Here is a 23,138-nt window from a genome sequence, read left to right on the forward strand (position 1 = left end):
GGCGCCCGGACCCGGTGCCCGCCTTCGGTTGGAACGTTCAAGGGGTAGGCTCGAGGTGTGCGTAGAGCAAAGATCGTCTGCACCCTCGGCCCGGCCGTGGGCACCCCCGAGAAGATCCTCGACCTGGTCGAGGCCGGGATGGACGTCGCCCGGCTCAACATGAGTCACGGCTCCTACGAGGACCACGCCCGCATGTACCGGATGGTGCGCGAGGCCAGTGACGCGACCGGTCGCGGGGTCGGCATCTTCGCCGACCTGCAGGGGCCCAAGATCCGGCTCGAGCGCTTCCGGGACGGCCCGGTGGAGCTGGAGGCGGGCCAGGCCTGGACCATCACCACCCGCGACGTCCCCGGTGACGCGGTCGCCTGCGGGACGACCTACAAGGGGCTGCCCGGAGACGTGGCGGCAGGCGACCCGATCCTGATCGACGACGGCAAGGTGCGCCTGCAGGTGACCGGCGTCGACGGCGCCGACGTGCACACCCGGGTGCTGGTCCCCGGCCGGGTCTCCGACCACAAGGGGATCAACCTGCCCGGCGTCGCCGTCTCGGTGCCCGCGCTCTCCGGCAAGGACGTCCAGGACCTCCGGTGGGCCCTGCGCCAGGGCGTCGACTTCGTCGCGCTCAGCTTCGTGCGCTCCGCCTCCGACGTCAACGACGTGCGGGCGGTGATGCTGGAGGAGGGCTTCAGCGTCCCGGTGATCGCCAAGATCGAGAAGCCCCAGGCGATCGACAACATGGAGTCGATCATCGACGCCTTCGACGGACTCATGGTGGCCCGCGGCGACCTCGGCGTGGAGTGCCCGCTCGAGGACGTCCCCCTGATGCAGAAGGCCCTGGTCGAGCTGGCCCGGCGCCACGCCAAGCCGGTGATCGTCGCGACCCAGATGCTGGAGTCGATGATCGGCGCCCCCGCGCCCACCCGCGCGGAGGCCTCCGACGTGGCCAACGCGGTCCTGGACGGCGCCGACGCGGTCATGCTGTCGGGGGAGACGAGCGTCGGGCAGTATCCGCTGGAGGCGGTCCGCACCATGGCCCGCATCATCGAGTCGACCGAGGACCACGGCCTGGCGCGGATGGCGGGCGTGGCCTGGGCCCCCCGGACCCGGGGCGGCATCATCGCCAAGGCGGCCGCCGAGGTGGCCGACCGGATCGGCGCCCGCTACCTGGTCGCCTTCACCCAGAGCGGCGACTCGGCGCGACGGCTCGCCCGCTACCGCGGAGCCATCCCGGTCCTCGCCTTCACACCCCTGGCCAGCACCCGCTCCCGGCTGTCGATGACCTGGGGTGTGGAGACCTTCAAGACCTCCGACGTGGAGCACACCGACGAGATGGTGCGCCAGGTCGACGAGGCGCTGCTGGCGATCGGTCGCGTCCAGGAGGGCGAGCAGGTCGTCATCATCGGCGGCAGCCCGCCCGGGATCGCCGGGTCGACCAACGCCCTGCGGATCCACCGGATGGGCGACGCGATCCACGGGAAGGCGCCGGCCTACCGCCGGCTCGGCGAGCGCTGAGTGCCCCGGGTGGGATTCGAACCCACACTGGACGGTGTTTGAGACCGCTTCCTCTGCCGGTTGGGATACCGGGGCCTGGCCAGGCGACACCGTACCCGAACCGTATCGGCGCCCCCGGACACGGGCCGGGCCGATACCCTCTGCTGCGTGAACGCGAGCGAGCCCCGATCCGCCCCCCGTGTCGTCATCGCCGAGGACGAGGCGCTGATCCGCATGGACCTGGCCGAGATGCTCACCGAGGAGGGCTACCAGGTCGTCGGCCAGGCCGGTGACGGGCAGCGGGCGATCGAGCTCGCCGAGGAGCTGCGCCCCGACCTGGTCATCCTCGACGTCAGGATGCCGGTGCTCGACGGGATCGCCGCCGCGGAGCGGATCGCCACCCAGCGCATCTGCCCCGTGGTGATCCTGACCGCCTTCTCCCAGCGCGACCTCGTGGAGCGCGCCCGCGACGCGGGCGCGATGGCCTACCTGGTCAAGCCGTTCAGCAAGTCCGACCTGGTGCCGGCGATCGAGATGGCGGTCAGCCGCTTCGCGGAGGTCCGCAGCCTGGAGGCCGAGATCGGGGACCTGACCGAGCGGCTGGCCACCCGCAAGGCGATGGACCGGGCCAAGGGGGTCCTCCAGTCCGAGCTGGGCATCGGCGAGCCCGAGGCGTTCCGCTGGATCCAGAAGACCGCGATGGACCTGCGTCTCTCGATGCGGCAGGTGGCCGACGGGGTGATCACCCACGGCCCCGGCATCGCCGGTCAGTCCTGACCTGTCCTGGCCTGACCTGGCCCGACCGGGCCTGAGCGGGTGACCCGGGCCGTGCCTGGCCGGGTGAGCCGCGACGCCTGACGAGCACGACGGTTGAAAAAGGTCACCGTTTGGCATCACTCGCGGCCATGGTCCGGCCGGTCCTCCCCAATGTGGCGTGTCACACCTACACTTCCGTGTGCGTCCGCGACGGGGCGTGCTGATGGGAGGCCTCGAGTGAAGGTTCGCCAAGATTCGCCCCAGGTGTCGCCACGAGCCGCCGGCAGCCTCCGGCTGCTGCTGGTCATGCTCGTGGCGGGGATCGCCTGGTCGCTGGTGCCACCGGCCCAGGCGGTGATGACGCTGTGCATGCCGAGCGAGACCACCGGCTGCCTGGGCGGCACCCTGCGCACCGAGGAGGGCGTGGTCCCCGACGTTGACGTCAAGGTGACCAGCCCGTCGGGTGAGGAGACGGTTCTCACCACCAACGACCAGGGCAAGTGGAACCTCACGGTCGAGGAGGAGGGTCCGTGGACCCTCCAGGTCGACCCCGAGACGCTCCCCGACGGCGTGGGCACCACCGGCGAGGAGGTCGTCACCGTCCAGGCCCGGTTCGGGGCCACCATCCCCGGCCTCATCCCGATCCGCACCGAGAACTTCAGCTCCGAGCGGAGCTTCACCGAGTACCTCGCCCAGAGCGCCGTCAACGGCCTGCGGCTGGGGCTGCTGCTCGCGCTGGCGGCGGTGGGGCTCTCCCTGATCTACGGGACCACGCGGCTCTCCAGCTTCTCCCACGCCGAGCAGGTGACCCTGGGCGGCATGGTCGCCTACGGCCTGGTCAACGTGGTCGGGCTCAACCTCTGGATCGGCGGGGCCCTGACCGTGCTGATCTGCGCCGCCACCGGCTGGACCCAGGACCGCATCATGTGGCAGCCCCTGCGACGCCGCGGGCTCGGCCTCACCCAGATGATGATCGTCACCATCGGTCTCTCGCTGGCCATGCAGTACTGCTTCCAGTACTTCGTGGGCGCCCGGACCGTCCGGGTGATCCAGGACAACCCCGAGGTCCTCGACATGGGCCCGATCACGCTCACCTACCAGTCGCTGGCCGCGATGGGCATCTCGGTCCTGGTCCTCGCCGGGGTGGGCTACGGCCTGCTCCGCACCCGGGTGGGCCGGGCGACCCGCGCCGTCTCCGACAACCCCGCCCTCGCGGCGGCCTCCGGGATCGACGTCGACAAGGTGATCCGGCTGGTCTGGGTGGTGGCCACCGGCCTGGCCGGGCTGTCGGGGATCATGTACGCCCTGGTCACCAACGGCATCAAGTGGGACTCCGGGATGCAGATCCTGCTCCTGCTCTTCGCCGCGGTGACCCTCGGCGGCCTCGGCACCGCCTTCGGCGCCCTCCTGGGGGCGCTCATCATCGGCATGGTCGTCGAGCTCGCCCCCGTCTTCGGGATGCCCGGCGACTTCAAGTACGCGACCGCGATGCTCATTCTCATCCTGCTCCTGCTGGTGCGGCCCCAGGGCCTGCTCGGCAAGGCTGAGCGGGTCGGGTAGGAAGGGAAACCCATGACCATGGATGCAGAGGCACGCACGCTCGCCGAGGCGCCGGCACAGGAGCCGAGCAAGCTCCGCCGCGGACTCGTGATCACCGCCGGGATGGTCGGCGGGCTCGTCGCGCTGTGGCTGGTGGGCCAGTTCGCCCCCGGCGACGTCGGCTCGATCGCCCGGGCCATGATGCGCGAGGCCATCTCGCCGCAGACCGCCGCGGTCGCCATCGCGGTGATCGGGCTCAACGTGCACTTCGGCTTCACCGGCCTGCTCAACATCGGCCAGGCCGGGTTCATGCTGCTGGGCGCCTACGGCTTCACCATCTCCATCAGGTACGACGTCCCCCTGGTGCCGGCGGTCCTGATCGGGCTGCTCTCGGCGGTGGTCTTCGCCCTGATCCTCGGCCTGCCGACCCTGAAGCTGCGCGGGGACTACCTCGCGATCGTGACCATCTCGGCCGCGGAGATCATCCGCTACGTCGGACGCTCCGCGCTGCTGACCGACTTCACCGGTGCCGCCCAGGGCATCCAGGGCAAGACGTACCGCGACCCCTTCACCGACCTCTCGTTCTTCGGCAGCGGGGAGGCCAGCATCGGCTTCCTCAACTACCAGATGACCGGCGTCAACGGGTGGTGGGTCAGGTTCGTGGCCTGGACCCTGGTCGGCCTGTGCGTGCTCGGCATCTTCCTGCTGGTGCGCAGCCCCTGGGGGCGTCTGCTGCGCGGCATCCGCGAGGACGAGATGGCCATCCTGAGCCTCGGCAAGAACGCCTTCGCGGTCAAGATGCAGGCGCTGGTCATCGGCGGCGTTCTCGGTGCCCTCGGCGGCATGGTCTACGTGCTGCCCTCGGCGGTGCAGCCCGACTCCATGGGTCGCGCCCTGACCTTCTTCGCGTGGACCGCCCTGCTGCTGGGCGGCGCGGCCACCATCTTCGGCCCGGTGCTCGGCTCGATCCTGTTCTTCACCGTCCGGATCTTCATCAAGGGGACCGCCGACGTGGTGGTGCCCAACTCGCTGATGAACAGCCAGCAGACCGAGCAGTTCTCCTGGATCGTGGTGGGCGTCGCGCTGATGCTGCTGGTGATCTTCAAACCACAAGGAATCCTCGGCGACAAGAGGGAGCTTCGGTTCAATGTCTGAGACGACGACCGGGACCGCCCGGTTCGACAGTGCCGACCCCGAGCAGCGCCGAGCGCTGATGGCGGGCGTCGCCGCGGAGCCCGGCTCCGCCAAGCCCGACCCGATCCTCAAGGTCGACAACATCGTGCGCACCTTCGGCGGCATGACCGCCGTCGACGTCGGCCACCTCGAGGTCCAGCGCGGGGTGATCACCGCCCTGATCGGTCCCAACGGAGCCGGCAAGACCACCTTCTTCAACCTGATCACCGGCTTCGACAAGCCCACCTCGGCGCGCAGCGGTGCCCACTGGTCCTTCGACGGCGCCAAGCTCGACAAGACGTCGCCGGCCAACGTGGCCCGCGCCGGCATGGTCCGCACCTTCCAGCTGACCAAGGCGCTCAACCGGATGACGGTGCTCGACAACATGATGCTGGGCGCCACCGGACAGGCGGGGGAGAACCTGCTGAAGTCCTGGCTCTCGCCGCTGTGGCGGGCCCAGGAGCGGGAGATCGAGGCCAAGGCCAAGGACCTCCTCCAGCGCTTCAAGCTTCTGGAGAAGAAGGACGACTACGCCGGCAGCCTCTCCGGCGGTCAGCGCAAGCTGCTCGAGATGGCGCGGGCGCTGATGACGGACCCGAAGATGATCATGCTCGACGAGCCGATGGCCGGGGTGAACCCGGCTCTGACCCAGTCGCTCCTGGGCCACATCCAGAGCCTGCGCGACGAGGGGATGACCGTCCTGTTCGTCGAGCACGACATGCACATGGTCCGGCACATCTCCGACTGGGTGGTCGTGATGGCCGAGGGCCGGATCGTGGCCGAGGGAGCCGCGGGCGAGGTGATGAGCAACCCGGCCGTCATCGACGCCTACCTGGGTGCCCACCACGACACCGACCTGGGCGACGACTCGTTGCTCACCGACGAGACCATGGAACAGCTCGCCGAAGAGGCGCAGGACGAGGAGCCCGCCGAGCCCCACCCGGCCGGCACGACGGAGGAGAGCCGATGAGCCAGCTCACGGACGGGTCCGTGCCCGTCATCGAGGCGCAGGACATCGTCGCCGGCTACCTGCCGGGCGTCAACATCCTCAACGGGTGCAGCCTCACCGCCTACCCGGGCGAGATGATCGGCATCATCGGGCCCAACGGCGCCGGCAAGTCGACGCTGCTCAAGGCGATCTTCGGCCTGGTCAACGTGCACGAGGGGACGGTCCGCCTGCACGGCGAGGACATCACGAACGCGCGGACCAACAAGCTGGTGGAGATGGGGGTGGGCTTCGTCCCGCAGACCAACAACGTCTTCCCCAGCCTCTCCATCGAGGAGAACCTGCGGATGGGGCTCTTCCTGCGGCCGAAGAAGGTCAGCGAGCGGCTGGCCGCCATGTGGGACCTCTTCCCGGTGCTCCACGACCGGCGCAACCAGAGCGCCGGCGCGCTCTCCGGTGGTGAGCGCCAGTCCCTGGCCATGGCCCGGGCCCTGATGATGGAGCCCTCGGTGCTGCTGCTCGACGAGCCGTCGGCCGGGCTCTCGCCGGTGCGCCAGGACGAGACCTTCCTGCGCACCCGGATGATCAACAAGACCGGGGTCTGCGTGGTGATGGTGGAGCAGAACGCGCGCCGCTGCCTGCAGATCTGCGACCGCGGCTACGTCCTCGACCAGGGCCGCGACGCCCACACGGGCTCGGGCCGCGAGCTGGCCAACGACCCCAGGGTGATCGAGCTCTACCTCGGCACGCTGGCAGCCGACGTGGAGACCAAGGGCACCGAGACCCAGGCCCCCGCCTGACGGCTCCGCCGGGCGAGGGCGACCTCCGCCCAGCCCACACGGATCAGCACCCGGAACAGCGCACGAAGAAGGCCCCGGACCTCTCGGTCCGGGGCCTTCCGCGTGCGCGGTGGTGCAGGTCAGATCTTGCCCTCGACCGTGCCCGAGCGCTCGTTCTTGTTGTTGCCGTCGAAGGTGTAGATGCCGACGTAGGCAGAGGACGGGTCGTTGTCCTCGTTGATCGGGCCGATGCCGGAGGGACCGACGTAGCGGATCTCCTCACCCGCCTCGATCAGCTCCACGCAGTCGGCGTAGGAGGTGCACTCCTCGCCGTCGGTGGCACCGGAGACGGCCGCCAGGTTCTTCTGGACGGTCGTCGACTTGGTGTCGCCGCCCTTGACCGCGGCCAGCGCGGCCAGGATCACGGCGTCGTAGGACTCCTGCCCGTAGGCGAAGTCGTTGAGGGTCTCGTTCTCGGCCTGCTCGTACCAGGCGATCAGCTTGTCGCCGAAGTCCTCGGCGACCTCACCACCGGGGATCGTGCCCTGCGCGCCCTCGAGCGTGCCGGCCTCGAAGTCCTTCGTGTAGTCGGCGGTGTTGCCGTCGGTGAAGTAGGTCTTCGGCATGTCCCAGCCCTGCGAGGCGAGCTCGGGCACGATGGCCTTCGTCTCGTCGAAGGCGAGGACCACGATGGCGTCCGGCGAGGAGTTGAGCGCGGCGGTCACCTCGGCCGAGAAGGTGGTCTGGCCGGCCGGGAACTCGTCCCCGTCGCCCTTGCCGCCGTAGACGACCTCGCCACCGGCCTCGGTGAAGGTCTTCTCGACCGCGTTGCGCAGCCCGGTACCGTAGGTGTCGTTGAAGACCAGGAAGGCCAGTCGCTGGTGGCCGTCCTGGGCGATCAGGTTGCCCAGCGCGTTGCCCTGGATGGTGTCCGGGGGAGCGGTGCGGAAGTAGAAGTCCGAGTAGCCGCTGAGGTCGAGCGCCGTGTTGGCCGGGGAGATCTGGACGATCTTGTTGTCGGTGAGGGTGTCCACGAAGTTGAGGGACACGCTCGACGACGCCGCGCCGATGACGACCGAGGGCTTGCCCGAGACCATGTTCTGGGCGGCCGAGGTGGAGATCGACATGTCGGTGGAGTCGCCGGAGTCCTCGATGGTGTGGCAGGCGTCCGCGCCGCCGACGCCACCGGCCGCGTTGATGTCGGAGACGGCGAGGCCGACGCCCGAGATCTCCGGGGGGCCGAGGTAGGCCAGGTTGCCGGTCAGGGGCAGGATGCCGCCGACCTTGAACGTGTCGGCGCTGGTGACGTCGCCGCTGCACTCGTCGTTGGTGAAGGTCATCTCGGCGGCCTCGGCCGACGGGGAGTCGCTGGCCTCGTTGCCGGACTCAGACTCATCGGTGTCGCCACCGCAGGCGGTGAGCGCGAGGGACAGCGTGGCAGCGCCCGCCATCACCTTCAGCCAGGAGGCTGTCGTGGATCGATTCACGTCGTGAACCTTTCTTTCAGGAGTTGTCTTCCACCGGCGCCCTTTCCAGACAGGGTGGGCTCAGCCCTGTCAAGGTAGGGCTGAGAGACCCCGACGAGCCCCGCCCGTCCCGGGTCGTTGCCGATTCGTTACCCATGTGCCCGGCATCCGGACCCGGGCAGTGGAATGCGCGGATCTCCGGACACCTCCTCCTCCACCGGTCCGAACCGCCCCTGCCGGAGTGCAGGCGGAGCCGCTATCGTGTTCACCCGGCGCGTGCGGGGGGCAAGAGCGTGGCCGGGTCCTGGCTGTCGGAGGTTGACCATGGTGCGAGCCAGCGTGACGATGCGACCCGCCACGCCCGACGACGCGGAGGCGCTGGTCGAGCTGTGGGGCGACGCGCTGCGTCGGGGTTCGCAGGAGCAGCAGGCCGACGACGTCGCGCGCATCCTGGGGACGGCGGCCGCCCCCTCCTCCGGGGTCCGGGTGCTGGTGGCCGAGGTCGACGGCCGGACCGCCGGCGCGGTCTACCTCCAGGTGAGCACGATCTCCCCGGTCAACCGCGAGCCGGTGGTGCACGTCGTCGCCCCTCACGTTCATCCCGACCACCGCCGGCGAGGCGTCGGCACCGCCCTGATGGAGGCCGCCGTGGCCTTCGCCGAGGAGCGCCACGTCCCGTTGCTCGGCGCGGCCGCCATCTCGGGGTCCCGCGAGGCCAACCGCTTCTTCGCGAGGCTCTCGTTGGGCGCGAGCGCGACCCTGCGCATGGCGACCACCCAGAGCGTGCGCCACCGGCTGGTGGCCCTGCGCCCCGAGCGGGCGGGGCAGCAGGGCAGCCGTCACCTCGACCGGGTCCTCGCGGCCCGGCGGAGCCGGCGGGGTGAGCGGGTCTCCTGACCCCCGCGGCCTCAGTCGGTGGGGCGGACTGCCGGGATCAGCGCGCAGGTGATCCGGGAGGTGCACAGCCGGCGTCCCTGGTCGTCGCTGATCACGATCTCGTAGGCGGTGCTGGTCCGCCCGCGGTGGATGGCGGTGGCCACGCCGGTCACCAGTCCCGAGGTGGCCGAGCGGTGGTGGGTGGCGTTGATGTCGACGCCCACCGGGATGCGGTCGGGGTGGGCGTGGACGGCGGAGGCCATGGAGCCCAGCGACTCCGCGAGCACCACCGACGCACCTCCGTGGAGCAGGCCGAAGGGCTGGGTGTTGCCCTCCACGGGCATCGTCGCGACGGCCCGCTCGGCGGAGAGCTCGAGGACCTTGATCCCCATCTTGTCGCCGAGCGCTCCGTTGTGCTCGGACATCAGGGCGACGAGGTCGTCGAGGGGGGTGTCGTGGTCGGGGGTGCTCCGCTGCTCGCTCATGGCCCCATTCTGGGGGACGCGGCCCCGTCGCCGTCGGCGGATAGGGTCAGGACGTGACCGCGACACCCTCCCGCCCCCGCCTGCTCCTGCTCGACGGCCATTCCCTGGCCTACCGCGCCTTCTTCGCGCTGCCGGTGGAGAACTTCTCCACGACGACCGGTCAGCCGACCAACGCCGTCTACGGCTTCACCTCGATGCTGATCAACGTGCTGCGCGACGAGGAGCCCACCCACGTCGGGGTGGCCTTCGACCGGTCCCGGCAGACCTTCCGGCTCGAGGAGTACGCCGAGTACAAGGCCAAGCGCAACAAGACCCCCGACGAGTTCAAGAGCCAGCTGCCGCTGATCCAGGAGGTGCTGGACGCCCTGCACGTCCCCCACCTGTCCGTCGAGGGCTACGAGGCGGACGACATCATCGCCACCCTCGCCACCCAGGGGGTCGCCCAGGGCATGGAGGTGCTGATCCTCACCGGGGACCGCGACTCCCTCCAGCTGGTGGGGGAGACCTCCACCGTGCTCTACCCGATGCGCGGGGTCTCCGAGCTGGCCCGGATGACCCCGGAGGCCGTCGAGGCGAAGTACAACGTCCCCCCGCATCGCTACCCCGAGCTCGCGGCGCTGGTCGGCGAGGATTCCGACAACCTCCCGGGCATCCCCGGGGTGGGGCCCAAGACCGCGGCCAAGTGGATCAACGAGTACGACGGTCTGGACAACGTGATCGCCCATGCCGACAAGGTGAAGGGCAAGGCCGGGGAGAACCTGCGTCTCCACCTGGGCGACGTGATCCGCAACCGCCGGCTCAACGCGCTGGTGCGCGACCTGGAGCTGTCGCTGAGCCCCGACGACCTGCTCCGGCAGCCGTGGGACAGGCAGGAGGTGCACACCCTCTTCGACGGGCTGGAGTTCCGCGTCCTGCGCGACCGTCTCTTCGAGTCCCTCACCTCCGAGGAGGACGTGGAGGAGGCCGGCTTCGAGCTGAGCGGCGTGGTGCTGGCCACCGACGAGGTCGCGGGGTGGCTCGCCGAGCACGCCACCTCGACGATCGGGCTGCACGTGCGCGGCGCCTGGGGCTCGGGCACCGGGCACGTCGAGGCGCTCGCGCTCTCCACCGCGTCCGGCGAGGCCGCCTACCTGGACGTCTCCACTCTCTCGCCCGCCGACGACCAGGCCCTGGCCGCGTGGCTCTGCGACGAGGACCGGCCCAAGGTGATGCACGACGCCAAGGGGCCGATGCTGGCGCTGGCCGCCCACGGCTGGTCCCTGGGCGGGCTGCGCAGCGACACCGCCCTGGCCGCCTACCTGGTCCGCCCCGACCAGCGCTCCTACGACCTCGCCGACCTCACCATGCGCTACCTGCGCCGCGAGCTCCGCGAGGAGGTGGAGGACGGGCAGGCCCTCCTCTTCGACCAGGACGAGGCGGTGGCCGACGTCGCGATGCTGCGGGCGCGCGCCGTGGTGGAGCTGGCCGCGGCCCTGGAGGACGCCGTGGAGGAGCACGGCGGGACCCGCCTGCTGGCCGACGTCGAGCTCCCGCTCGTCCACATCCTGGCCGGGATGGAGCAGACCGGGATCGCGGTCGACCTCGAGCACCTCCAGGGCCTGGAGGAGGAGTTCGGCGACGAGGTGCGCCGGGCGGCCGAGGAGGCGTTCTCGGTCATCGGCAAGGAGATCAACCTCGGCTCGCCCAAGCAGCTGCAGGTCGTCCTCTTCGACGAGCTCGGGATGCCCAAGACCAAGCGGACCAAGACCGGCTACACGACCGACGCCGACGCCCTCCAGCAGCTCTTCGTCAAGACCGAGCACCCGTTCCTGCTGGCCCTGCTGCGGCACCGCGACGTGAGCCGCCTGCGCCAGACGGTCGAGGGCCTGCTCAAGACGGTGGCACCCGACGGACGCATCCACACCACGTTCAACCAGATCATCGCGGCGACCGGCCGGCTCTCCAGCACCGACCCCAACCTCCAGAACATCCCGGTGCGCACCGAGGAGGGCCGCCGGATCCGTGCCGGCTTCGTCGTGGGGTCGGGCTACCAGACCCTGATGACGGCCGACTACAGCCAGATCGAGATGCGGATCATGGCGCACCTCTCCGAGGACGAGCTCCTCGTCGACGCCTTCCGCTCCGGGCGCGACTTCCACTCCATCACCGCTTCGCGCGTCTTCGGGGTCGACGCCGAGGCGGTGACCGGCGAGATGCGCGCCAAGATCAAGGCGATGAACTACGGCCTGGCCTACGGGCTCTCGGCCTACGGGCTGAGCCAGCAGCTCAAGATCGAGCCGTCCGAGGCGCGGGTCCTGATGGACGACTACTTCGAGACCTTCGGGGGAGTGCGGGACTACCTCGGCGGCATCGTCGACGAGGCGCGGCGGTGCGGGTTCACCGAGACGATCATGGGGCGTCGGCGCTACCTGCCCGACCTGACCAGCGACAACCGCCAGCGCCGCGAGATGGCGGAGCGGATGGCCCTCAACGCCCCGATCCAGGGCTCCGCGGCCGACCTGGTCAAGGTGGCCATGCACGGGGTCCACGGCGAGATGGCTCGTCAGGGACTCCGCTCCCGGATGCTCCTCCAGGTCCACGACGAGCTCGTCTTCGAGGTGGCCGAGGGCGAGCTGGAGGCCCTCGAGACGCTGGTCCGCGACCAGATGGGGCGCGCCGCGGACCTGACCGTGCCCCTCGACGTCTCCGTCGGCACCGGTCGCAGCTGGCACGACGCGGCGCACTAGGACGACGCGGCGCACCAGACGACGCGGCGCACCAGGACGAAGGTGCGCCGGCCGACGGCTGCGGCCAGCCCGGCCGGCCCCCCAGCAGGCCTCGACCGGCTCGGCAGGGCTAGGGCTGGTCGGGCAGGGCCGCCGGCGTCTCCTCGAGCGGCTGCGGCTCCTCGTCGTCGCTGAGCAGGTAGAGGCTGGTGGCGGCGAGCGCCGCGAGCAGCCCGAGGTCGACCAGGGCGACCCAGGCCAGCAGCCCGTCGATGGAGTCGGTGAAGACGGCGCCGGTGATCAGCGCGGCCAGCGCGGCCCAGAGCAGGTAGACCGAGCGCTGGCCCTGCCGGGCGATCACGGAGTAGACGAGCAGCTGCAGCATCGCCAGCGCGGTGCCCAGGACCGCGAAGGCCCAGAGGCGGTCCTGGATCTCCACGAACTCCGGGCCGCCGACGAACTTCAGCGCCAGCGACGACAGCAGCCACGCGGCCAGGGTGCCGAGCACCCCCATCGCCCCCACGAGCCCCAGCCCCCGGGCCAGGGCACGCCGGCGGCCCCGGGTGGAGGCCATCGCCGGGAAGGCCACGATCACCACGAACTGGGGGAGGAAGAGCATGGCCTTGGTCAGGATCAGGCCGCCGGCGTAGAGGCCGGCGTCGTGGCCGCTCAGCACGTTGCGGGCCACGATCAGGTCGACGTTGGAGAGGATGAAGAACGCCAGCAGCGCCTGGGAGTTCTGCAGCGCCTCCTTGGCGACCGCACGGCCCCGGTGGGTCGCGGAGGAGGCCCCCGGGGCCCGGTCGTGCCGCAGCGCCCACCACCCGACCAGGACGGGAGCGACCGAGGTGAGGGTGACGGCCAGCATCGCCGAGAACTCGGTCGGCTGCCAGGCGAGCAGGGCGACGCCCACGAGCAGCCGGGGCAGGCCCGCGGCCACGTAGAGGACGCCGAGCGGCAGCCAACGGCGCTCTCCCTGCAGCGTCCCGGCCAGGCCGCCCATCATCGTCAGGGGCACCATCGCCGGCCCGATGAGTGCCGCCATCGCCAGGTTGTCCAGGTTGAGCAGGACGTTGATCACCGGGGACAGGAGGAGCAGGGCGAGGCCCAGCACCAGAGCCACCCGGGTGGTGACCCGCAGGACCTGCCGCTGGATCTGGTCGACGTGATCGGGATCGGCGGAGATCCGGCGGGCGGCGGTCGTCTGGAGTCCCAGGCTGACGACGCTGACGACCAGCAGCAGGTTCATCATGGACGCGAACGCGCCGTACTGCTGGGGCCCCAGCAGCCGGGCGGCCACGATCGTGTAGCCGTAGGAGGCGACGTTCATGATCGCCATGGCGACCGCGATGCCGGCCCCGCTGTGCATGAGGTCGCGCAGGCGCCCGCTCAGAGTTCTCACGTCGGCCGAGACTACGCCGAACCGCCGTCCCCGCTGGTAGGGGGCACGCGGTGGATGCCGCGATGCTGCCCCTGACCGGGCGGGCCGACCGACTGTCGACCGACTACGGTGTGCCCAGCGTCGTGGGGAACGGAGGCCGCGTGGTGGGGTGGGAGAGGTGGCTGCCGGCTGCCTGGTCCGCGGTGCTGGCCGTCCTCCTGCTCGGTCCGGCACTGGGCCCGGGGTTCGTGCTGGCCTACGACATGGTGTGGGTGCCCGACCTGACGCTGCGGGCCGACTCGTTCGGCCTGGGTCCGGCGCTGCCCCGGGCGGTGCCGGCCGACGCGGTCGTCGCCGTGCTGGACGAGGTCGTCGGCGGCATGGTGCTGCAGAAGCTGGTCCTGGTCGCCTCGCTCGTCGGCGCCGGTGCCGGGGCCGCGGCGCTGGTCCGAGGGCTCCCGCTGCCCGGCCGGTTGGTCGCCGCGAGCGTGGCGGTGTGGAACCCCTACGTCGTGGAGCGACTCCTGCTCGGCCACTGGACGATGCTGGTCGCCTACGCCGCCCTGCCGTGGGTGCTGCTGTGGTCGCACCGGCTGCACGCCACCGGGCGGCTGCCCGCCTCCCTGGCGGTGGTGCTGCCCCTCGCCTCGCTGAGCCCCAGCGCCGGCCTGATGCTCGCGCTCGCGGTGGTCGCGGCCGCCGCACGCCGGGGCACCGCCCTGGTGGTGCTGGCCCTGGTGGCGGCCGCCAACGCACCCTGGGTGGTCTCGGGACTGCTCCACGCGAGCTCCGCCACCTCCGACCCGAGGGCCGCCGAGGTGTTCGCCTTGCGGGGCGCCCTCCTCCCGGCGCCCCTCGAGGCGCTGGCCCTGGGCGGCATCTGGAACAGCGAGGTCGTGCCGGCGAGCCGCGACACCCTGCTCGCCGTGGTCGGGCTCGTGACCCTGGTGGCCCTGGCCGCCCTCGGGGCCCGGTCCTGGTGGGCGGGCACCGAGGCGCGGCTGCGCATCGCGCTGCTGGCCCTCTGGGTCGTGGGCCTGGTCCTGGCCCTGTTCACCTGGGCCTCGCCCGGCGCCACCGGCTGGCTGGCCGCGCACGTCCCGGGCGGCGGACTGCTGCGCGACGGCTCGCGGCTGCTCGGGCTGGGCATGCCGCTGCTGGCCTGCCTCGTCGGGCACGGCGTGGCGTGGCTCGTCTCGCTCCTGGCGGGGAGGTGGCAGCGCTGGCAGCGGGGCCTGGTGGCGGCTTCGCTGGCCTGCCTGCCGGTGACCTTCCTGCCCGACGCCGCCTGGGGGGCGGGGCTCCCGGCGCCCACCGACTTCCCGGCGACCTGGGCCGAGGCCCGACCGGCCCTGGCCGGCGACGGGGGGCGGGTGGTGGTGCTGCCGTTCGCCAGCTACCGGGCGCCGGAGTGGAACGACCGCGCGAAGGTGCTCAACCCGGCCGGCCGCTACTTCTCCGCCCCCGTGGTCACCTCCGACCAGCTGGCCGTCGACGGCCGCGTGCTGGCGGGGGAGGACCCGCTGGCGCGGCGGGTCGCCGCCGCGCTGCGCCACGACGACCCCGCCGCCGTAGCCGCGGGCCTGCGGGCCGCGGGGGTCGATCGGGTGCTGATCGAGCGTGACCTGGATGCGGCCGTGCCCCCGATCGCCGGGACGGTCGTCTTCGGCAACGAGGCGTTCGAGGTGGTCGACCTCGGTGACGCCGACCCCGGCGGCGACCCGCCGGCCTGGCGCCCGGCGGTCGCGGGCGCCTGGGCGGCCTGGGTCGGCCTCGTCCTCGTGGGTCTCGCGCTGCCCTGGGCCGGTCGTCGTCGCGGCCGCTCCGCCTAGCCCGACGCGTCCAGGGCGCCCCTACGCCCCCGACGCGCCCCGCTTTTTTGGGACGAAGATGGCCCTGGGCCTCTACCGGCTGGTAGCGTAGAGGGGAGTAGTCAATTGAGGGAGGACAACTGTGGGAAGCTCCGTCATCGGTGCCTTTGTGAGTCTGTTGGTCGGTACGGGAGTCGCCGCCGCGACCGTGGTCGGTGTGATCTCGTCCCAGACGAGCGCGCCCGAGTCGTCGCCCGCCGACGTCAACGAGTCGTCGATCATCGTCGACTACGGCAGCAACTGACGCACGACCGGCACCCCTGAGGACCGGCGCTCCATACCTCCGGAACTCTTCAGCCGCCCAGGACCCCGAGGACCTACACGGTCTCCTCGGGGTCTTGTGCATGCACCGTGACTCCGTGCCAGACCTCGTGGAGGACACGCGCGAACGAGCCGTGGGAGTGCTCCCAGGTGAAGCGGTGGCTGGTCTTCCGGGCGCCGTCGGCCAGGTCGCCGCGCAGCGCGGCGTCGGTGAGGACGCGGCGCAGGCCCTCGACGAACTCCTCGTAGCTGTCGGCCAGCAGGCCAGAGACGTTCTCGTCGATGGACTCCTGCGTCCCGCCCGCTGAGCGGTAGGCGACCGTCGGCGTGCCGTGCGCGCCGGCCTCGCCGACTACCAGCCCCCAGCCCTCCTTGAGCGACGGCAGCGCCATCACCCACGACTCGGCGTAGACCCGCTGCTTCTCGGCCTCGCTCACGTGACCGAGCAGCTCCACCTCGCCGAGTGGGTCGACCTTCGCGGCGTGCGCGCGCAGCTCGTCCTCCCACCAGCCCGAGCCCACGATCCGCAGGCGCAGCCCGGGGATGTCCTCGCGCAGCCGCGCCCACGCGTCGATCGCGTGCTCGACCTGCTTGTGCGGCACGAGACGGCCGACCACGCAGATGGAGGGCGCCTGCGTCCTCGGCAGGTCGAGGGCCGCGGTGGGGGCGGTGCCGTTGTGGACCACCGCCACCCGCGCGGTGTCGACGCCGACCTCGGCGAGCTCCTCGCGGGTCGCGCGCGAGACCGCGACGTACTGGCACCGGCGGTAGAGGCGGGGGGCGAGCCAGGACTCGATCCACCAGCCGACCCGGGCGATCGGTCCCGGGTAGACCACCGGCCACTGCTCCCGGTGCACGTGGTGGACCAGGACCACCACGGGACTGCGGGTGACCAGCCTGGAGAAGAAGGGGAGACCGTTCTGGACGTCGACGACCGCGTCGACCCGCCCGAAGCGCCGGGCGGCCAGCAGCAGCATGCCCCAGGCGTAGACCGTGAGCTTGGAGCCCCGGCGGACGAAGCGGACCCCGTCGGTCATCCCCTCGGCCGGCGCCGCCGGGTGGGCCGCACAGAAGACGGTGACCCGGGCACCGCGGGAGACCAGCCCCCGGGCGATCTCCTCGAGGTAGACCTCCGCGCCACCCCCCTCGGGGTTGCGGACGTCGCGCCAGCTCAGGAAGACCACGTGCCGCCCCTCGAGCGAGAGCGTTCCTGCGCCGGCTCCTTGCGTCGTGCCTCCCACAGCGGGCTCCTCCCTCAAGTCCGGCCACTCCCTCATCCCTGGCGAAGCACACTACGACACAAGTGGCGCCGGAGTTACTCATCGGTCAGGTATGGTCGCCGCCGTGACGACGCCGACCCTGTCCGCCGACGAGCGGCCGAGCGCCCGCTGGGAGACCCTGAGGCGCTCCATCCGGCTCTTCCGCGAGTTCCGGGTCGAGCAGACCGACCCGGCCAGGTTCTACACCGCCCTGGCCGAGGACTCCGCGAGGCAGCTCTCCGGCTACCAGGACCTCACCGGCATGAAGATGCTGGACGTGGGTGGTGGCCCCGGCTACTTCCGGGACGCCTTCCGTGCCCGCGGGGCCACCTACTACGCGCTCGACGCGGACGTCGGCGAGCTCTCCAGCGCCGGGCAGATCGCGGAGGGGACCGTGCTGGGCAGCGGCATGGAGCTCCCCTTCCGGGACGGGTCGCTGGACGTCACCTACTCCTCCAACGTGCTCGAGCACGTCCCCGAGCCCTGGACCATGGCCGAGGAGATGGTCCGGGTGACGCGCCCCGGGGGGCTCGTGTTCATCAGCTACACCGTCTGGTACGGCCCCTGGGGCGGCCACGAGACCGCTCCGTGGCACTACCTCGGTGGCCGGTTCGCCCGTCGGCGCTACGCCCGCCGCCACGGTCACGAGCCGAAGAACAAGTTCGGTGAATCCCTGTACAAGGTCACCGTCCGTGATGGACTGGCCTGGGCCGCCGCCACGACCTCGGCCGAGGTCGTGGCCGTGCTGCCCCGCTACAACCCGTGGTGGTCCTGGTGGTTGCTGCGCGTCCCGGTGATCCGTGAGGTGGTGACGTGGAACCTCGTGCTCGTGCTGCGCAAGAGGTGACCCCGGACCACCACCTTCCCTCCGTCGACTCCGGCCGTGACGCCGGGAAGTGGCGGATGCGGCTGCTGGCCGGCTGCGCGCTCCTCACCGGCCTGGCCTTCGTCCAGGCCTCGGGATTCCAGGTGGCCGACACGAAGTTCGACCTCGTGGCCGACCCGTTGCAGTTCCTCTCGCGCGCCCTCCACCTGTGGGACACCGGGGCGCTGGGGCAGCTGCAGAACCAGGCCTACGGCTACCTGTGGCCGATGGGCTCGTTCTTCCTGCTCCTGTGGGGCTACCAGTTCCCCGAGTGGGTGATCCAGCGGCTCTGGCTGGCGCTGGTGCTGTGCGTGGCCTTCGTCGGCGGCGCCAAGGTGGCGCGCGCCGTCGGCGTGCGCTCGCACGCGGCCGCCCTGCTCGCCGGGTTCGCGTTCGCGGCCTCGCCCCGCATCCTGAGCACCGCCGGCTGGATCTCCATCGAGGCCTGGCCCAGCGCGGTGGCGCCCTGGGTGCTGCTGCCGTTGGTGCGCGGGAGCGTCCAGGGCTCGACGCGGCGGGCGGCGCTGCTCGCCGGGCTCGGCGTGGCGCTGGTGGGCGGCGTCAACGCCGCCGCGACCTTCGCGGTGATCCCGCTGGGCGTCATCTGGCTCCTCACCCGGCAGCCGGGAGCCCGCCGTCGCAGCCTGATGATCTGGTGGCCGATCTTCACCCTGATGGGCACCCTGTGGTGGCTCGTCCCGCTGTTCCTGCTCGGGGCCTACAGCCCGCCCTTCCTGGACTACATCGAGTCGGCCCGGGTCACGACCTTCCCGACCACCATCTTCGACGCCCTGCGCGGCACGTCGGCGTGGGTGCCTTACATCGACGAGACCCGCCAGGGCGGCCGCGGCCTGACCACCACGCCGTACGCCGCCCTCAACAGCGGGATCGTGCTGATGCTGGGTGTGATCGGCATGTCCCTGCGCTCCAACCGGCACCGGCAGTTCCTGGTGCTGAGCACGCTCGCCGGCCTCTTCCTGGTCACCATGGGACACCTCGGCTCGGTCCAGGGCTGGTTCGCCGGCTCCCTCCACGAGGCGCTCGACGGGGTGCTGGCCCCGGTGCGCAACGTGCACAAGTTCGACCCGGTGGTGCGGCTGCCGCTCGTGCTGGGCCTCGCCTGGTTCGTCGACGAGGCGGTGCGGGCCAGCGCGGCCCGGCGCACCGCCGGGCGACAGGTGCCGGGCTGGCTCCAGCCGCGCTGGACCTTCGGTGGCCTCGCCGTCCTCGGGGTGGTGGGTGCCTCCATGCCGCTGATGTCGGGCAGCCTGCTCACCACCGAGCGCGTGGCCGAGACGCCTGCCTACTGGCAGGAGGCGGTCGGCTGGCTGGACGACAACACCGGCGAGTCGGCCGTGCTGGTGGCGCCCGGCTCGGAGTTCGCCGAGTACCTGTGGGGCCAGCCCCAGGACGAGCCCGTGCAGTATCTCGGCCTGGACCGCTGGACGACGCGCAACGCCATCCCGCTGACCCCTCCGGGCAACATCCGGATGCTCGATGCCATCGAGGAGCGGTTCAACCAGGGGGAGGGGGCGGAGGGCCTCGCCGCCTACCTGCGGCGGGCGGGCATCGGCTACGTGCTGGTCCGCAACGACCTGGCCCCCTCCCCGGAGATCCCGGATCCGGCACTGGTGCACCAGGCTCTCATCGACTCCCCGGGCATCCGGCGGGTCCGGGGCTTCGGCCCCGAGATCGGCGGCGACGGCAGCCTGGTCAGCGAGGAGGGGCGCCTGCTGCCCAACGGCGGCTGGGACTTCGAGCGCTCCGCGATCGACGTCTACGCCCTCGTCGACCAGCCCGCCCGCGCGGCCACCTCCGACGCGCTGTCCGTCGTGGTCGGTGGTCCCGAGGACCTGCTGGACCTCTCGACCGCGGGGCTGCTGGGCGACGAGCCCGCGCAGCTCGCGGCCGGGTCGGAGGAGGAGACGTTCCTGAACCCCGAGTCCCGCCTCCTGCTCACCGACGGCATGCAGGAGCGTGAGCGCAACTTCGGGCGGATCCACGACGCGATCTCCCCGGTGCGCACCGCCGGCGACGTGCGGCGCTCCCTCAACCGGGCCGAGGACTACCGGCTCGAGGACGGCACCCGGTGGCTGACCACCACCCGGCTTCTCGGCGCCACCGCCCTTTCCGCATCGAGCTCGCGCTCGGACCCCAACGCGGTGGGCGGCGCGCGGCGCGCCCACCTGCCCTACGCCGCCGTCGACGGCTCCGAGGAGACCGAGTGGGTCGTCGGAGAGGGCCAGGGGACGCCGTGGTGGCAGATGGAGCTCGACGAGCCCCAGGTGCTGCGCCGGCTCGCGGTGCGGCTCGGCCGGGACGGTGCGGCCCGTGCGCAGGTGCGCGTGGTGACCGACCGCGGTGCCTCCGCCGTGCGCACGGTGCCCGCCGGTGAGGTCCGCTACTTCGACCTCGGCGACGAGGCCGTGTCGCGGGTGCGCGTCGAGGGCGCCGGCACGCTGGGCCGGCTGGCGCTGGCCGAGGTGTCCTACGACGGCCTCGAGGTCGCCCGCCCGCTCGTGACGCCACCGCTGCCCAACGGCGCGCCCGCCCCCGAGGGGGTGCTGCTGAGCACCCTCTCCGACGGACGCACCGGGTGCGTGCTGCTCGAGGACCGGGTGCCGTGCCGGGAGTCGCGGGTCGTCGCGCCGGAGGAGCCCGAGGGCTTCGACCGGATCGTCCCCCTGCCCGCCGAGGTCGACTACGAGGTGTCGATGACCGCTCGGCCCCGGATGGGCGACGCGCTCGTCGACCTGCTCCAGCGCGACCAGCTCATCAAGGCCGAGGCCAGCTCCACCGGACCCGCCGACGCCCGGGCCTCGGCCGTGGCCGCCGTCGACGGCGACCTGGGGACCAGCTGGACGCCCAGCACGGAGGACGACGAGCCGAAGCTCACCCTGCGCTTCCCCGACGAGCGCACCGTCGACGGCGTCACGATCCTGGTCGACGACGACGCGCCCGTGCGCCGTCCCACCGAGGTGAAGATGCGCTGGCCGGGCGGCTCCCGCAAGGTCGAGCTCGACGAGCGGGGCCGGGCCACCTTCGCGCCGGTGAGTGCGGAGTGGATCAGCCTGCAGCCCACCGACGGCGAGAACGCCAGCTCGGTGACCAGCACCGGCGCGACGGAGGTGCTGCCCCTGGGGATGGGGGAGGTCCAGCTGCGCGGCCTCGATCTGCCCGCGCAGTCGCTCACGAGGCAGGAGCGGCGCTACGAGTGCGGCTCAGGACCCTCCCTGGAGGTCGACGGCGAGCAGCTCCCCACCCAGCTGGTGACCAGCCCGGCCGCGCTCTACGCCATGGAGGTGGTCGAGGCCCGTCCCTGCGAGCAGGGCGCCGTCCGGCTGGGTCCCGGCGAGAGCCGGGTGCGCTCGGTGCCGACCGGCGCCGTGGTCGCCGAGACCGTGGCGCTGCGGGAGTCCTCCGCGGCGTCGTCGCCGGCCGGGGCGACGGTCCACCCGGCCGCCACGCAGGGAACCCGGGTCACCACCCGCATCTCGCCCACCGCGGCCGACGAGGTGGTGGTGCTCCGCCAGAACGTCAACCCGGGCTGGGTCGCGCAGCAGGGCGGCGAGACGCTCACGCCGGTGACGGTCGACGGCTGGCAGCAGGGCTGGCGCACCGGCCGGACGGGCCTGGACCCGGTCTTCGCGGAGTTCAAGCCGGACCGCACCTACCAGACCGGGGTCGTCTTCGGCCTCGCGCTCCTCCTGATCCTGGCCTTCCTCGCCTTCCAGGGCAGGGGATGGTCGTCCGGGAGCCGGACCGCCCCCGCCGGTCCCCGGCGGCTGGGCTGGGTGAGCGTCTCGGTCATCGGGCTGCTCGCGCTCGGCACCCTGGGCGGGTGGGTCGGTGTCGGCGTCGGGATCGGCGTCGGGATCGTCGTGGCCGGGCTGCAGCGACTGGGCGACGACGTCGCGCCGTGGCTGTGCGGAGCGACCGTGTGGGTCGCCGCCAGCGCCTACTTCTTCCGGCCGTGGGGGAGCAGCCAGGGGTGGGCGGGCGACTGGTCCTGGCCCCACTACCTGGTCCTGGCGGCCCTGGCCGGGGTCCTCTTCTTGTCGGTGGAGCCGGGGACGCGGTCCTTGAAGCGCAGGAAGGGTGTCTCCACCGACCGGTAGAGCACCTCGGAGGCCACCACGGTGAGCGCCAGGGTGGCCAGCCACATGCCGAGCATCTGACCGGAGAAGAGCGGGTAGTCGGTGAGCCAGCCGACTGCGTGCAGGATCGGGAGGTGGATGCAGAACATGGCGTAGGACGTCCGGCCCAGGTGGCGCAGCAGCGGCGTGCTCATCACGCGGTGGTAGCCCGTCCCGGGGCGGGCGAAGACGCCGGTGGAGACGACGAGGAGGCCGACGAGCAGGTAGAGCAGGTTCTTGGTGACCGCCTCGGCCGTGGTGGGCGGCACCAGCAGCGTCGGTCCGGCCAGGGGTGTGGTGGCGACCAGCATCAGCCCCAGCACCAGCACCCAGCAGGCGCCGGGCTGCAGCGCGATCGCGTCGACGGTCCGACGCAGCCAGCGCGGGGCCTCGCCCCGCGCGATCAGCACCTCGGCGAGGGCGAGCAGGATCCCCGCACCGAACCATCCTCCGAAGGCGGGCAGCCACTCGTTGACCGGGAGGTTCTCGGTGCCGGGCAGCCGTGCGGCCAGGCCGCTGAGCCAGGCGACGCTGAGCACCAGCATGCCGGCGACCAGCAGCAGCAGACGGCGCACCGGCAGCCCGCGTCCGCGCCCGGGGCGGCCCAGGCCGAGCGCCATCAGGGCCGGGAGCGCGAGGTAGAACGAGACCTCGGTCGCCAGGCTCCAGGTGTGGGAGAGCCCCGCCGGCAGCGACGGGTCGATGTAGATCCCCACCATGGCGAGCGTCGTCAGCACCTCGCCGGCGCTCAGGTCGGCGTTGTCGCTGACGAAGCAGATCGCGAGCAGCGCGGTCACGATGTAGAGGGGGTAGATCCGCAGCAGGCGGTGCCACAGGTAGCGCCGGACCTCCGGCGTGGGGCGCCGCTCCGCACGGGCCGAGATCCACTTGCGGGAGAGCAGGAAGCCGGAGAGGACGAAGAACAGCGCCACCCCCACGTCCAGCCGGGAGTAGAACGGTCCCAGCACCGGGTGCGAGCCGTAGGACCCGGTCCAGAAGGCGACGTGCGTGGTCAGCACCGCCAGGGCGCCGACGAACCGCAGCGTGTCGAGGACGGGGTAGGAGTCCTGCTCCCTCGACCCCGCCGTCGCCTGCGCCGTCGCGTGCACCGTTGCCTGCTCCCTTGGCTGCTCCACGCCCGTGACTATC

Annotated in this window: 17 protein-coding genes and 1 tRNA gene; 12 read left to right on the top strand and 6 right to left on the bottom strand. The window is 71.9% G+C overall.

Translation table 11 applies throughout. From position 1 onward, the window contains the following. Positions 1–57 precede the first annotated feature (57 nt). Positions 58–1,512, top strand: coding sequence for a pyruvate kinase (gene pyk / locus AC4BG9_RS05445; RefSeq protein WP_490570060.1), 1,455 nt, complete (start codon positions 58–60; stop codon positions 1,510–1,512). A gap of 1 nt (position 1,513) precedes the next feature. On the opposite strand, the gene AC4BG9_RS05450 is transcribed toward pyk, so the two are convergent. Further along, positions 1,514–1,587 (bottom strand) — tRNA-Leu (locus tag AC4BG9_RS05450). A gap of 72 nt (positions 1,588–1,659) precedes the next feature. On the opposite strand from AC4BG9_RS05450, the gene AC4BG9_RS05455 reads away from it, so the two are divergent. From AC4BG9_RS05455 to AC4BG9_RS05475, 5 genes are all read left to right on the top strand, one after another. Continuing rightward, positions 1,660–2,268 (top strand): ANTAR domain-containing response regulator, encoded by a 609-nt coding sequence (locus AC4BG9_RS05455; protein WP_490570061.1) that lies wholly within the window; start codon positions 1,660–1,662, stop codon positions 2,266–2,268. 243 nt (positions 2,269–2,511) lie between these two features. Continuing rightward, positions 2,512–3,807 carry a branched-chain amino acid ABC transporter permease gene (locus tag AC4BG9_RS05460; protein WP_490570062.1) on the top strand — a complete coding sequence of 432 codons (1,296 nt, stop codon included), beginning with the start codon at positions 2,512–2,514 and terminating at the stop codon, positions 3,805–3,807. 12 nt (positions 3,808–3,819) lie between these two features. Beyond that, positions 3,820–4,941, top strand: coding sequence for a branched-chain amino acid ABC transporter permease (locus AC4BG9_RS05465; RefSeq protein ID WP_490570063.1), 1,122 nt, complete (start codon positions 3,820–3,822; stop codon positions 4,939–4,941). Continuing rightward, positions 4,934–5,929, top strand: coding sequence for an ABC transporter ATP-binding protein (locus AC4BG9_RS05470; protein ID WP_490570064.1), 996 nt, complete (start codon positions 4,934–4,936; stop codon positions 5,927–5,929). Before AC4BG9_RS05465 ends, AC4BG9_RS05470 begins: the two co-directional genes overlap by 8 nt. Beyond that, positions 5,926–6,705: an ABC transporter ATP-binding protein gene (locus AC4BG9_RS05475; protein WP_490570065.1), complete on the top strand. Its 780-nt coding sequence runs from the start codon at positions 5,926–5,928 to the stop codon at positions 6,703–6,705. The genes AC4BG9_RS05470 and AC4BG9_RS05475 overlap by 4 nt, the downstream gene beginning before the upstream one ends. 119 nt (positions 6,706–6,824) lie before the next feature. Here AC4BG9_RS05475 and AC4BG9_RS05480 read toward each other — a convergent pair whose 3' ends face one another. Continuing rightward, positions 6,825–8,171 (bottom strand): ABC transporter substrate-binding protein, encoded by a 1,347-nt coding sequence (locus AC4BG9_RS05480; protein ID WP_490570066.1) that lies wholly within the window; start codon positions 8,169–8,171, stop codon positions 6,825–6,827. Between the two features lie 324 nt (positions 8,172–8,495). Between AC4BG9_RS05480 and AC4BG9_RS05485 the strand changes: the two genes are divergently transcribed. Continuing rightward, positions 8,496–9,047 (top strand): GNAT family N-acetyltransferase, encoded by a 552-nt coding sequence (locus tag AC4BG9_RS05485; RefSeq protein ID WP_490570220.1) that lies wholly within the window; start codon positions 8,496–8,498, stop codon positions 9,045–9,047. Between the two features lie 11 nt (positions 9,048–9,058). On the opposite strand, the gene AC4BG9_RS05490 is transcribed toward AC4BG9_RS05485, so the two are convergent. Further along, positions 9,059–9,511 (bottom strand): hotdog fold thioesterase, encoded by a 453-nt coding sequence (locus AC4BG9_RS05490; protein WP_490570067.1) that lies wholly within the window; start codon positions 9,509–9,511, stop codon positions 9,059–9,061. A gap of 53 nt (positions 9,512–9,564) precedes the next feature. Here AC4BG9_RS05490 and polA point away from each other — a divergent pair, with 53 nt between their 5' ends. Beyond that, positions 9,565–12,237: a DNA polymerase I gene (gene polA, locus AC4BG9_RS05495; protein ID WP_490570068.1), complete on the top strand. Its 2,673-nt coding sequence runs from the start codon at positions 9,565–9,567 to the stop codon at positions 12,235–12,237. 109 nt (positions 12,238–12,346) lie between these two features. On the opposite strand, the gene AC4BG9_RS05500 is transcribed toward polA, so the two are convergent. Continuing rightward, positions 12,347–13,618 (bottom strand): lipopolysaccharide biosynthesis protein, encoded by a 1,272-nt coding sequence (locus AC4BG9_RS05500; RefSeq protein ID WP_490570069.1) that lies wholly within the window; start codon positions 13,616–13,618, stop codon positions 12,347–12,349. Between the two features lie 62 nt (positions 13,619–13,680). On the opposite strand from AC4BG9_RS05500, the gene AC4BG9_RS05505 reads away from it, so the two are divergent. Both AC4BG9_RS05505 and AC4BG9_RS05510 read left to right on the top strand, forming a co-directional pair. Beyond that, complete coding sequence (locus AC4BG9_RS05505; RefSeq protein ID WP_490570070.1) at positions 13,681–15,429, top strand: MmpA family trehalose lipid delivery protein; 1,749 nt, start codon at positions 13,681–13,683, stop codon at positions 15,427–15,429. 121 nt (positions 15,430–15,550) lie between these two features. After that, positions 15,551–15,712, top strand: coding sequence for a DUF2613 family protein (locus AC4BG9_RS05510; RefSeq protein WP_490570071.1), 162 nt, complete (start codon positions 15,551–15,553; stop codon positions 15,710–15,712). A gap of 73 nt (positions 15,713–15,785) precedes the next feature. Here AC4BG9_RS05510 and AC4BG9_RS05515 read toward each other — a convergent pair whose 3' ends face one another. Beyond that, complete coding sequence (locus tag AC4BG9_RS05515) at positions 15,786–16,970, bottom strand: glycosyltransferase family 4 protein (RefSeq protein ID WP_490570072.1); 1,185 nt, start codon at positions 16,968–16,970, stop codon at positions 15,786–15,788. Positions 16,971–17,073: 103 nt separating this feature from the next. Here AC4BG9_RS05515 and AC4BG9_RS05520 point away from each other — a divergent pair, with 103 nt between their 5' ends. Continuing rightward, positions 17,074–17,835: a class I SAM-dependent methyltransferase gene (locus tag AC4BG9_RS05520; RefSeq protein ID WP_490570073.1), complete on the top strand. Its 762-nt coding sequence runs from the start codon at positions 17,074–17,076 to the stop codon at positions 17,833–17,835. Beyond that, positions 17,832–21,971, top strand: a complete 4,140-nt coding sequence (locus AC4BG9_RS05525; RefSeq protein ID WP_490570074.1) for an alpha-(1->3)-arabinofuranosyltransferase domain-containing protein — start codon at positions 17,832–17,834, stop codon at positions 21,969–21,971. Before AC4BG9_RS05520 ends, AC4BG9_RS05525 begins: the two co-directional genes overlap by 4 nt. On the opposite strand, the gene AC4BG9_RS05530 is transcribed toward AC4BG9_RS05525, so the two are convergent. Further along, on the bottom strand, positions 21,872–23,125 hold the full coding sequence (locus AC4BG9_RS05530) for an acyltransferase family protein (protein WP_490570075.1): 1,254 nt from the start codon (positions 23,123–23,125) through the stop codon (positions 21,872–21,874). The genes AC4BG9_RS05525 and AC4BG9_RS05530 overlap by 100 nt on opposite strands. Positions 23,126–23,138: the final 13 nt, after the last annotated feature.

The sequence above is a fragment of the Nocardioides sp. Z40_12 genome (assembly GCF_058215795.1).